General features: G+C 55.4%; 8 protein-coding genes, 1 tRNA gene and 2 pseudogenes. All 11 read right to left on the reverse strand.

What is annotated here, in order from left to right; genetic code table 11:
* Positions 1-16: 16 nt before the first annotated feature.
* Positions 17-809 (reverse strand): annotated as a pseudogene (locus tag A1WC_RS02020) (cellulose synthase operon protein YhjQ/BcsQ).
* 1 nt (position 810) lies between these two features.
* Positions 811-1,347, reverse strand: coding sequence for a cellulose biosynthesis protein BcsO (gene bcsO / locus A1WC_RS02015; protein WP_016161937.1), 537 nt, complete (start codon positions 1,345-1,347; stop codon positions 811-813).
* 316 nt (positions 1,348-1,663) lie between these two features.
* Positions 1,664-1,837: pseudogene (locus tag A1WC_RS28115) on the reverse strand (hypothetical protein); the annotation flags it as partial.
* A gap of 24 nt (positions 1,838-1,861) precedes the next feature.
* Complete coding sequence (dppF, locus tag A1WC_RS02010; RefSeq protein WP_012540348.1) at positions 1,862-2,875, reverse strand: dipeptide ABC transporter ATP-binding subunit DppF; 1,014 nt, start codon at positions 2,873-2,875, stop codon at positions 1,862-1,864.
* Positions 2,872-3,855 carry a dipeptide ABC transporter ATP-binding protein gene (gene dppD, locus A1WC_RS02005; RefSeq protein WP_012540347.1) on the reverse strand — a complete coding sequence of 328 codons (984 nt, stop codon included), beginning with the start codon at positions 3,853-3,855 and terminating at the stop codon, positions 2,872-2,874. The genes dppF and dppD overlap by 4 nt, the downstream gene beginning before the upstream one ends.
* Positions 3,856-3,865: 10 nt before the next feature.
* Positions 3,866-4,768, reverse strand: coding sequence for a dipeptide ABC transporter permease DppC (dppC, locus tag A1WC_RS02000; RefSeq protein ID WP_012967081.1), 903 nt, complete (start codon positions 4,766-4,768; stop codon positions 3,866-3,868).
* Between the two features lie 9 nt (positions 4,769-4,777).
* Complete coding sequence (gene dppB, locus A1WC_RS01995) at positions 4,778-5,797, reverse strand: dipeptide ABC transporter permease DppB (RefSeq protein ID WP_008806900.1); 1,020 nt, start codon at positions 5,795-5,797, stop codon at positions 4,778-4,780.
* Positions 5,798-5,931: 134 nt separating this feature from the next.
* Complete coding sequence (dppA, locus tag A1WC_RS01990) at positions 5,932-7,539, reverse strand: dipeptide ABC transporter periplasmic-binding protein DppA (RefSeq protein ID WP_012540345.1); 1,608 nt, start codon at positions 7,537-7,539, stop codon at positions 5,932-5,934.
* A gap of 819 nt (positions 7,540-8,358) precedes the next feature.
* Complete coding sequence (locus tag A1WC_RS01985; protein WP_016161938.1) at positions 8,359-10,326, reverse strand: RNA-binding domain-containing protein; 1,968 nt, start codon at positions 10,324-10,326, stop codon at positions 8,359-8,361.
* 293 nt (positions 10,327-10,619) lie between these two features.
* Positions 10,620-10,696: transfer RNA gene (locus tag A1WC_RS01980), tRNA-Pro, on the reverse strand.
* Between the two features lie 119 nt (positions 10,697-10,815).
* Positions 10,816-12,210: an ankyrin repeat domain-containing protein gene (locus tag A1WC_RS01975; protein WP_016161939.1), complete on the reverse strand. Its 1,395-nt coding sequence runs from the start codon at positions 12,208-12,210 to the stop codon at positions 10,816-10,818.
* Positions 12,211-12,352 lie beyond the last annotated feature (142 nt).

Here is a 12,352-nt window from a genome sequence, read left to right on the forward strand (position 1 = left end):
GCAGCCCTGCAATAAGTTAAAGCCCTGACATGCGTGGCTGGCTGTGCACCGTGCCATCGCCAATGTGGATACCCAACAGCGAAGATATTTTTTTAGCCATGATTTCAATATCAAAGGCCGCTGCGGAGGAGGCGTTGAAGTCCAGGATCGACTTCTGCGAGGCATTAGCCTCTACCACGCTTTCATCACGATGGATCACGCCAAGCAGTCGCTCGCCCAGTTTCTCTTCCATCAGGCTGGTGACGTCCCGGCTGACCTGGCGACGGCTATCGCTTTGGTTTATGACGAAATAGTGCCCGTGCTTGTGATTCAGCGCCCCGCCGGTCAGGCGCTGCTTTTCCACGTGCGCCAGGGTCGACATTGAGGCGGTATCCGCCAGCAGCGGGATCAGATGCAGATCCGCCAGCCCCGTCAGGGCCTTCAGCGCCGGTGAAGGCCCTGGCGGCATATCGGCGATGGTGATAAGCCCGGGATAGTTGAGCAGCGCCGACAGACCGCGCTGGAGAAAATGGTCATTGTGGGTCAGTTGCTCATCAAACGCCTGACGCTGCGCTTCGCTCACTTCGCCGTAAGGCAGGACGAAAATATTGCTGCCGGCGCTCAGCACACACTGGCTCCAGTCATGCAGTTCCAGCGCCTTCGCCACGTAGCCCCGCTCATCGCTCAACGGCACGCCAAAATGCAAACGCAGCGCATTCTGGACGTCAAAATCCAGCGCCAGGACTTTGCTGCCGGTCCGCGCCAGCGAATAAGCTAAATTGGCCGCAAGGGTCGTTTTCCCCACGCCACCTTTCGGTGAACAGACGCAAATCAACGGCATGTAGCGATCCTTTCCAGAAGAGATTTCAAAGGCTGGTCTTTATTTTTCGCCACCGGCTCCGCGGTTTTTGCCGCGAACAGGTGGGCATAGTTGTCGGCGCCCGGCGCAGGCCGCGGGGCCATCCTCGGCGGCGGGGACATCACCGGTTCAGGTACTGGCGTCGCTGCCAAGGGCTCTGACGTCATCGCCGGCGCCGGAGCGACAGGTTCCGGCATTGCAGGTTCTGCGACCGGCAGTGGGATCGCGGCAATAACTGGGGGGACTGGCGCAACCGGAGGTGATGCTGGCGCGGCGACCACAGGGTCGACACGCTGGAAGAGATCCGCAGGCACGGGCTGCGGCAGCGGCGCGGAGACCGACCCTCCCAGCGCCAGAGAAGCGGGTTTCCCGGCGTCGGGATTCAGCTGATTGAGGATCGCCCAATCCCCATGTTCCCGCGTGGCGGCTTGCGAAGAAAGATCCTGAAATTTGAGGTTTTGCGTCCGCGTTTTTTCTTGAAAGCGCTGCAGATCATCATAATGGTTCATTGATAACCTCATGATTTTAAAAATTTCATATTAAGTTTGTTGTTATTTTCTGGGTATATTAAAAATATCGTGACGCTTCTGGTATGGCAGATAAAGCGCCGGTGGTGACGTACCAATACACACGATTGACAGGGTTATAATAGTTTAGAATTTGATTTTTGGGATGATTCCACGGCAGAAGTATCGCTACACTAACACTTCCCTTTCAGAAGGATAGCCCCATTTTTTAGGTATGCGTACATCCTTAACCCCCGCAACCATCGCGCTTCCCAGTCGTTTTTATATAAAAGTATTACGCCATGATGAAATCATAGCGTCAGTTGAGCGAAAGAATAAACCTGAACCATTTTAATTTCTCTTTAATTCTATAAAAATGGACTGAAAGGCTTATTTTTTCGGATAATCGACGAAGAATGCTCCGAGAGTATGGCAGAAACTGCGGTAATAAACGGTGTTGCCAGGTTTCCTCTCCGGCGGAAGAGAAACTCCCGGTCCTGGGACCGGGAGTGTGCCATCAGGCGTGGGGTTTTTGCGGATTCTCATCCTGATCGACGGCAAAGCAGGCTACCAGCTGGCCGCCGTAATCCTTAAGCTGCGGCTGAAGCTGAGTGCAGGGACCAAAGCGTCGACGGCAGCGCGCGTTAAAGGCGCAGCCCGGCGGTGGGTTCAGCGGGCTCGGCAGTTCGCCGGTCAGCTTGATCCGCTCGCGCCGATCGTCCGGATTCAGACGCGGCGTCGCCGACAACAGCGCCTGGGTGTACGGATGACGCGGATTGTTGAAGATCTGGTCCTTGGTGCCCTTCTCCACGCAGCGGCCGAGATACATCACCATCACTTCATCAGCGATGTGCTCGACGACCGACAGGTCGTGGGAGATAAACACGTAGGACAGCCCTAAATCCTGCTGCAGATCCATCATCAGGTTCAGCACCTGGGCACGTACCGAAACGTCCAGCGCGGAAACCGGCTCATCGGCAATCACCACGTCCGGATCCAGCATCAGCCCGCGGGCAATAGCGATACGCTGGCGCTGACCGCCGGAAAACATATGCGGGTAGCGATCGTAATGCTCGGTTTTCAGGCCGACCTTCGCCATCATCGCCAGCGCTTTTTCACGGCGCTGCTCTTTACTCAGGCTGCTGTTAATCAACAGCGGCTCTTCCAGAATCTGCCCCACTTTTTTACGCGGGTTTAGCGAACCATACGGGTTCTGGAACACAATCTGGATTTTCTGCCGCCGCAGCTTCTGCGCCTGCGGGTCGTGCTTAAGCAGATCCTGCCCCTGATAATACAGCTCACCGCCGGTGGGGATCTCAATCATTGTCAGCAGACGACCGAGGGTCGATTTGCCGCAGCCCGACTCCCCCACCACCGCCAGCGTTTTACCACGCTCAAGGGTAAAGGAGACGCCGTCCAGTGCTTTCACCAGTCGTTCCGGGGCGAATATTCCCTTCTTCACCGGGTAGTGTTTTTTCAGATCAATGGCCTGCAACAGCGGTTGTTGCGCGGCGGCCTTTTGCGTACTCATAATCCAGGCCTCCCGGCATCATCGAGTGGGTAGTGACATTTAGACTGACGGCCGCCGGTAAGATCCGCGAGCGCGGGCTCTTCGCTCCGGCATTTATCCGTGGCATAGGGGCAGCGCGGGTTCAGCAGACAGCCGACAGGACGGTCATATTTCCCCGGCACCACGCCCGGCAGCGACGCCAGACGCGCCTTATCCTGGGCGAACTCCGGCAGCGCGCGCAGCAGCGCCTGGGTGTACGGATGACGCGGCGCGCGGAAGATATCCTTCGCATCACCGGTCTCCACCACCTGACCCGCATACATGACGATAATTTTATGCGCCGCCTCGGCCACCAGCGCCAGGTCGTGGGTGATCAGCACCAGCGCCATATTCTCTTGCTGCTGCAACTCCAGCAGCAGCTCGATGATCTGCGCCTGAATAGTCACGTCCAGCGCGGTGGTCGGTTCATCGGCAATCAGCAGTTTTGGCCGACAGGCAATCGCCATCGCGATCATCACGCGCTGACTCATCCCGCCGGAAAGCTGGTGCGGGTAAACGTCGAGCCGCGACGCCGGATCGGGAATGCCCACCAGGTTCAGCAGGTCGATGGCCCGCTGACGGCGAGTTTGCTTATTGCCGCCCTGATGAACTTTGATCGCTTCCATAATCTGGTAGCCGACGGTATAGCACGGATTGAGGCTGGTCATCGGATCCTGGAAGATCATCGCCACTTCCGCCCCCACCAGCTGACGCCGCTCTTTTTCAGAGATGCGCTGCAGGTCGCGGCCATTGAACTCCAGTTTGTCCGCCATCACCCGGCCGGGATAGTCAATCAGGCCCATAATCGCCAGCGAACTGACGGATTTACCGGAACCGGACTCCCCCACAATACCGACCACTTCACCCTGATTCACGCTATAGCTGATGCGGTCTACGGCGCGGAACGGCGCGTTCTCATCGCCGAAATGCACCGATAATTTATCTACATTTAATAACGCCATCTCGAACCTCTTACTGCTTCAGTTTGGGATCGAGCGCGTCACGCAGACCGTCACCCATCAGGTTAAATGCCAGCACCGTCAGCAGGATCGCCACGCCCGGGAAGGTCACCACCCACCAGGCGCTTTGCGCGAACTGCAATACGTCGGAGAGCATGGTGCCCCACTCAGGCGTCGGCGGCTGCGCGCCCATGCCGAGGAACCCCAGCGCTGCCATGTCGAGAATGGCGTTAGAAAAGCCCAGCGACGCCTGAACGATCAGCGGCGCGAGACAGTTGGGAAGAATATTGACGAACATCTGGCGCATCGCGCCGGCGCCCGCTACGCGGGAAGCGGTCACGTAGTCGCGGTTGACCTCCACCAGCACCGCGGCGCGCGTCAGACGCACATAGTGCGGGAGCGCCACGAAGGTTAGCGCCAGCGACGCGTTGACGATAGATGGCCCGAAGATAGCCACCAGCACCAGCGCCAGCAGCAGGCTCGGCAGCGCCAGCATAATATCGACGACGCGCATGATGATGGAATCCACCGCCCCGCCGAAATAGCCCGCCACCAGACCGAGCACCACGCCAAGGATCAGCGACAGGACCACCACCAGGCAGCCCACCAGCAGCGACAGGCGGGCGCCGTACATCAGACGCGACAGAATATCGCGGCCCACGTCGTCGGTGCCGAGCAGATGCGCCAGGCTGCCGCCATCCTGCCAGAACGGCGGCGCCAGCAGCGAATCACGGAACTGATCCGCCGGGTTATACGGGGCGAGGAAGTTGGCGAACACCGCGATGATAATCATCACCGCCACGTATACCAGACCGACGACCGCGCCTTTGTTGCGTTTGAAATAGTGCCAGAACTCCTGCAGCGGGGTCATTGGCACCGGTGCAGCAATCGCTTTATTCTCAGAAACTTGTGACATGATGGCCCCTTACTTCTTATGCCGGATACGCGGGTTCACCACGCCATACAGCAGGTCGACCAGCAGGTTGACGAGGATAATCATCGTCGCCACCAGCAGCACCCCGCCCTGCACCACCGGATAATCGCGACGCTGCAGCGCGTCGATCAGCCAGCGGCCTAAACCAGGCCATGAGAAAATGGTTTCCGTCAGGATGGCGCCCGCCAGCAGCGTGCCCACCTGCAGGCCAATGACCGTGACCACTGGCAGCATCGCGTTGCGCAGCGCGTGGACCACAATCACTCGCATCCGGGTCAGCCCTTTGGCGCGCGCGGTACGAATATAGTCTTCGCCGAGCACTTCCAGCATCGACGAACGGGTCATACGCACAATCACCGCCAGCGGGATGGTGCCCAGCACGATAGCTGGCAGGATCATATGCATTAAGGCGTCAATAAAGTCGCCCTGCTCGCCCCAGATGGCGGTGTCGATCAGCATGAAGCCGGTCAGCGGCAGAGTATCGTCAAGGAACACCGTATCGCTGATACGCCCGGAGACCGGCGTCAGATTCAGCTGCACCGAAACTAGCATAATCAGCATCATGCCCCACCAGAAGATAGGCATCGAGTAGCCGGTCAGCGCCAGACCCACGGCGGTGTGGTCAAAGATGGAGCCGCGTTTTACCGCAGCCAGCACGCCCACCGGAATACCGACGGCGACAGCGAAAATCATCGCGCAAACGCCCAGCTCAAGGGTGGCTTTAAAGCGCGGGACAAACTCTTGCCACACGGGAATTCGGCTTTTCAGCGAGATGCCTAAATCACCGTGCAGTACGCCCCAAATGTAATGGGCATATTGCTGCCACAGCGGCTTATCAAGGCCCATTTCGGCCAGCAGCTGCGCGTGACGCTCGGGGGAAATACCACGTTCACCCGCCATAATCATCACCGGATCGCCGGGGATCATATGGACGAAGGCAAAGGTGAGAAGGGTGATACCGATAAATGTCGGGATGACGAGTCCCAGACGTCGGAGAATAAACTGCAACATAACCCGGATTCTCTCTAGTGACGCCCCGCCTGGCGACAGGGCGTCTGTATTGCTCACAAAAGCATTCCCCGGAATAGCGGGAATACGCCCCCTACCTCTCCCTCGCGGGGAGAGGAGGTCAGGCATCGTGCTTATTATTCGACGGAGACGTTATCGAAGTGGTGTTTGCCCAGCGGATCCACCACATAGCCTTTGACTTCTTTACGCACCGGCTCATAGACGGTGGAGTGGGCGATGATCAGCGCCGGAGCCTGGTCATGCATCACTACCTGAGCCTGTTTGTACAGTTCAATACGCTTGTTGTGGTCGTCGGTAGCGCGGGCCGGCTGAATCAAATCTTCAAACGGCTTATAGCACCAGCGCGAGTAGTTGGAGCCGTCTTTCGCTGCGGCGCAGCTGAACAGGGTCGCGAAGAAGTTATCCGGATCCCCGTTGTCGCCGGTCCAGCCCATCATTACGGTCTGGTGCTCGCCCGCTTTCGCCCGCTTCAGATATTCACCCCACTCATAGGTAACAATCTTGGCCTGGACCCCGACTTTCGCCCAGTCAGCCTGGATCATTTCAGCCATACGGCGAGCATTCGGGTTGTACGGACGCTGTACCGGCATCGCCCACAGGTCGATGGTGAAGCCTTTTTCCAGGCCCGCTTCTTTCAGCAGCTGTTTCGCCTTCTCCGGATCGTAGGTGTAGTCCTTAACGTCGTCGTTATAGCCCCACATGGTCGGCGGGATCAGGTTCTTCGCCGCCTGGCCTGCGCCCTGGTAAACGGCTTTGATGATCGCTTCTTTGTTCACCGCGTAGGTCAGCGCCTGACGAACTTTGACGTCGTCCAGCGGTTTCTTCTCGGTGTTGAAGGAGAGATAACCGACGTTCAGGCCCGGCTGTTCCAGCAGGGTAATGTTCTTATCTTCCTTCATGCGCGCGATGTCCGCCGGGTTCGGGTACGGCATCACCTGGCACTCATTTTTCTGCAGTTTGGCATAGCGCACGGAAGCGTCCGGGGTGATGGAGAAGACCAGACGATCGATCTTCGGCTTGGTACCCCAGTAGCCCGGGAAGGCTTTATACAGAATGCGGGAATCTTTCTGGTACTGCAGCAGCTGGAATGGGCCGGTACCGATAGGATTGAGGTCCACTTTTTCCGGCGTGCCGGCTTTCAGCATGTTATCGGCATACTCTTTCGACAGGATAGAGGCGAAGTCCATGGCCAGGTCAGCGAGGAACGGCGCTTCCGGGCGAGTCAGGACGAACTGGACGGTTTTATCGTCCACTTTCTTCACTTCGCTAATCAGGTCCGGTAACCCCATCCCTTCAAAGTATTCATAGCTGCCGCCAGAAACTTTATGGTACGGGTTATTGGTATTCTTCTGGCGATCGAAGGAGAACACGATGTCATCGGCGTTCAGGTCACGGGTGGGTTTGAAGTCTTTATTATCTTGCCACTTCACGCCCTGGCGCAGATGGAAAGTATAGGTTTTGCCATCAGGACTGACTTCCCATTTCTCAGCAAGCCCTGGAATAACTTCCGTCGTACCGGTTTTAAATTCGACCAGGCGGTTATAGATCGGTACGGAACTGGCGTCATAGGTGGTGCCAGAGGTGAAGAGCTGTGGGTTAAAGCCTTCCGGCGAGCCTTCAGAACAATAAACCAGGGTTTTCGCTTGCACGCTGGCGGCGACGGTCATGGCGACCAGGCTCAGACCAAGCTTCAGCATCCCTGATTTCTTCAAGGAAATACTCATTATTCTGCTCCAAAACTGTGATGTTGTTTGCATATATCCGCCGGACCTTTATTTATTTTTATTCGTCCTATTTCAAACAACGGATGCGTTGGCTGCGCTCGATCATCCCAGTCACATCGTTATCTATGCTCAGGGGAGCTCGTACACTTGCCGCCTTTCCGCAGCTCGAACTATTTAGAATATACCCGGTCCAGTCGGTGGTGCCCGAAGGCGTAGAGAGAGATGGGGATTCCTTTCGCAAAAACGACTGAGTTGCAGTACGGATTCTCCATGAAATGCCCCTCATGCCCTACAATCTGTCAACAGAATGGGGAAACGTCAATACAGCCAGCCGGGTTTTACATCCAGCGTGAGAAACGGCAGGCAAAGATTAAAAAAACTTCAAGGCGCTATTTTCAGCAGAGAAATTTATGCTACGGGTCAATAAGCAGAATAATGACCTTAATAATTTGCAACACGCAGAGGGAAACAATTCCAACAAATGAGAAAAATTTCTTGCCGTGTGACCAATATGTGAGCGATTAATAGCGCGAACGTTAAAGCGCACAGCGGAAAATGCTACATTTAGCCATAAGCTTCGCGAAAAAAGATCTGTTCATCGATAAAAAAATGCAATGGAAGATGTCACAAAATAGCGAATAGCTGGCTGGAAACGTGGGTAAAGTCGTTTATTGTGATTTTGGTGGAGTTTTTGGCCGGTCCCTACTTACGGTGCCAGACGGCACGGCATGTATATCGTCCTGACAAATGGCAAGAGGGGTATTGCGCGAATCATAAAAACGAAGGGCGGCATTGCGTCGGAAGCTCACGAACAAAAGGCTAGACCACCGTATACCCTTGTCGAGGTGAGTTAGGCTTGTTGGGAAACGCCAGTTTGAGTTGCCTCACATCCACCATGGGCTTTAAGTAATTCTGGCGAATACTCTGCGCCTTACGTCCCAATAATTTCTCCATAACTGCGACGGATAAGTAATGACCAGCGCACAACTGGACAAGCAACGCCTTCATCACCTCGGTTTCCAGTCGTCGTTGCGCCCGGGATGGCGCGGTTAACACTTCAAGCTCATGCCGGAATCCATCACTTAATGCGTCAAGATCATCAATGAACGGCTTATCTAAAAAGTGGCTGATGAACCGACCATATTCATCCCTTCCCTGAGGGTTACCGACTAAATCAGGAACGCTATGCGTTAAGCTGTTGCCACTATGCGTTAAGCCCTGAGCGTTATGCGTTAAGCTCGATGTAGAACTTAACGCATTTGCAAATATGTCTTCCGGCGATGGCAGTGCCATTCCAGGTAAACTATATGATTTATCTCGCTTTTCACCGCTGGCAACCAGAAATCCCCTATCGACTAATTTGGGAAATGCCAGGGTGACATCACGCGAATGTCTGCTCGTTAGCTGACAGGCTCGCTTATGGTTTACCCATCCCTCTGTCGCCGCGGTGATAACGATCATCCTTTCAAGATCATCAAGCAGAGAAAAACGGTGGCCAAACAAACCATTGAGCCGCTCAGTCACTACCTGTGATACAAGGCTTACTGTGGACAGTTCAAGCAACGTTTGTTCAGAGGGTTCCGTTTTTTCATATAACTTTGGTGTGCGCCAGTTTGCCCATTTCCAGCCGCTTATAATTTTCGGAACCCCGGACCCCGCTCGCTCCCCCGCCCCAATCATTAAAAACATCTGATGCATACGGCGGTTACGACAGTCGCTTTCTCCACCTTTCACTGCGATTTCCGGCGGTATTCGCATCAGCCCTGGATTACGGAAGCCAAAAAGATCCGGCCGTCTGACCACTAAGATTGAGCTTCGACCCGTATAATCAGCATGCACCAGGGTATTAACAAGCGCCTCTCGGATAGCTTCATGAACTTTGGTTTCATCCAGCCGAATACCGTCCTGCAATTCAAAAGGTACCTTAAGATCAGTGATCAGTTTTCGATAAGTCCGGCGGTAAAAATCAAAAACATTGCCTGACCATGATCCATCCGGATAGATACGGTCGATCCAGCGGGAATCAGGTTGTGCATCGTCCCGTTCACGATAATCAACAAAATAGTTACGGACCGCGTCCTGAATGGCATTCCAGGTGCCAAACATCAGGATACCAGCAAGAGTTATGCCCTCCTCCCCGCTCTGACGATTTTGACGCCAGCTGCCGATATTCTTAAATAAATCAACGAGATTTAGTTCCTGCCATGGATGCTGAGGTTTCGCCACCGCAAAGAGATTACGGTAGGCGCGCAAACTGTCCTGATCGATATCACTGAAATCAAAGCCGGTCAGGATCCGGTCATCACGGCTATCCTCGACCTGCTCTGCAAGCATTCTTTTGATTTGCTCTGCAGAGCAGTGGCAGTCCGCTTCATGACGGCGGAGATAGGTTTCCGTCATCGGCTGATTATTGAGATAGACGGGTTTTTGTTCTCGTCTTGCTATGGGAATCTCAATGACAATGACTTCTTTATTATCAAGTTTGATGACTTGTAGCGACTCTTCGGTCAGTAAATTGACATTGACTTTCTTCTTATTGTTAACAATATCAAAAAGTTGCTTCGTAACGGTAGCCATATCGCTAATCCCTTCAACGATAAAGTTTCCTTTCTTTTCCCTGACACCTAACACGACATAGCCACCGCGGGTGTTCGCCATCGCACTGTACGTCCGCCAGAAATCCTCTGGCAGTTTACCTTTACCCTCCGCTCCCTGCGCCAGCTTAAACTCCAGTTCAACTGATTCAGAAAGCGTTTGTAAGTCCAGCAAATCACTGACAGGAAACATAATCGAATTGGCACCTGTTTGATTTTTCAATCAAGGGATGAAAAGGACAACCTGAGCGCTCAGTTAATCTCATTACCAATACATTTGCCTGCTGTGCCTGCAAAAACTTCGGCTTAATACGCAAAAAAAGCCTGCTCATTGAGCAGGCTTTCAGATTGCGGTTAAACGCATGCCCGGCGGCGCTGCGCTTGCGCGGGCCTACGGAACACAAGTCGAACTCTGCCCCCGGAGGTTCTCATCCTCACAGGCCACAGATGCAAAAAAGCCTGCTCGTTGAGCAGGCTTTTCGAATTTGGTCGGTGATAGAGGATTCGAACCTCCGACCCCTTCGTCCCGAACGAAGTGCGCTACCAGGCTGCGCCAATCACCGAATGCGGGGCGCATCTTACTGCTGGGATGCCTACCCGTCAATGCCTTATTTTCAAAAAATCGCTCAACCGGCGAGAAACTCAGCAGCCTGAGCAGCGAATCGCCGGTTGGTCATCGTTTTCAGCGGCAGGTCACCTCAAACGCTTTGCGATACTCGGATACCTTACAGGTCACCGGCTCACCGAGATAGGTCGAGCCCGCCGGGTTGAATTTAAATTCCCCCAGCAGCATCGTCAGTTCCCCCAGCTCCGGGCAGGATTGCTGATGACGCATAATATCCGGGCGGGTATCGTTATTCACCGCGCGGGCGATGTCGCTGTATGCCAGCTTGTCGGCAAAGGCATTAGCACAAAACTGCAGTTCGCTTTGCGCCATATGCGCGGCCTGCCCCTTCAGCTCGGCATGCTGCGCCAGCAGCAGCTGGCGAACCTCGCCGGCCCGGCTGTAACCGATCGCCGTATAGCCGGCCTTATTGCTGAGGTTGACGCTGGCGCCAGCCTCAAGCAGCGCCTCGACATTGGCTTTATTATTCATTTTGACCGCCAGCATCAGCGGGCTGAGGTCGTTGGCGGAGACCTGGTCCACCTTTGCGCCGCGCTGCACCAGCGCCGCGATCACCGCAGGCGCCCCCTGACCCGCCGCCACCTGCAGCGCCGTGAGTCCTTCACGGTTCGGCTTATCCACCTCCACACCGGAGGCCGACAGCGCCAGCACCAGATTGGGATCATCCCCCGCCGCCGCCAGCATCAGCGGGGTGGTGCCGGATTTATCCGCCAGGCTGGTGTCCGCCCCGGCGTTGGCCAGCGTCGTGATGGTTTCCGTCGAACGCGCGTGATCGACCGCGAGGAAAAAGGCTGATTCCCCTGACGCATTGACGGCCTTCACGTCCGCCCCATGCCTGATCAGCAGCGCCACGATCTCGTCGACGTTCTTCTTAAACGCGCCGGGCGCCAGTTGTAACGCCATGTCTTCGGTCATCAGCGCGCGGTTACCCGTCGCCAGCGATTTCGCCGCCGTTGCGCCGACAATTTTATCCAGCGCGCTCTCCTTCTCGACAGGCGCATCGGGCTTTTTCATCGCCAGAATATGCTGATAGTCGTTTCTGACGTCCCCGCCGTCGGCAATGGCGGACATCAATGCCGTACTCTTCTCGACGCTGGTCTGATTTACCGACGCGCCGGCCTGGAGAAGATCGCCGATAATCGCGGCATCGCTGCCGCGCGCCGCCGCCAGCATCAGCGCCGTGACGCCCTGGCGCGTCTGGAGATTCGGCTTCGCCTGACGCTTAAGCAGTAACGCTACCACATCACGACGATTTTCCGCGGCAGCGACCATCAGGCCACTTAAGCCGGTTTTATCCTGACCATCCACATCGATGCCATTATTCAGCATGGCTTCGATCGTCGCTGGCGCATCGTATTTACAGGCCAGCAGGAACTGGCTGGTCTCTTCCTCAGACTGGCAGCCCGCGAGCATCAACAGGCACAGTAAGGCCAACCCCTTTATCACCTTCATCCTTTCTCTCCATGAAAAGTTCGTGCACAGGGGGAGCGAGAAAACTGGAGGGTAATCAAAGAAGAAGAGGCAACCTGCCAGACACATCCACTGTGCGAAAAAAATCCCTCGCGCGGCGTCAGCCGGCGAGGGATTAGCTTAT

The organism is Klebsiella sp. KTE92 (genome assembly GCF_000398905.1).
Taxonomy (GTDB): Bacteria; Pseudomonadota; Gammaproteobacteria; order Enterobacterales; family Enterobacteriaceae; genus Klebsiella; species Klebsiella variicola.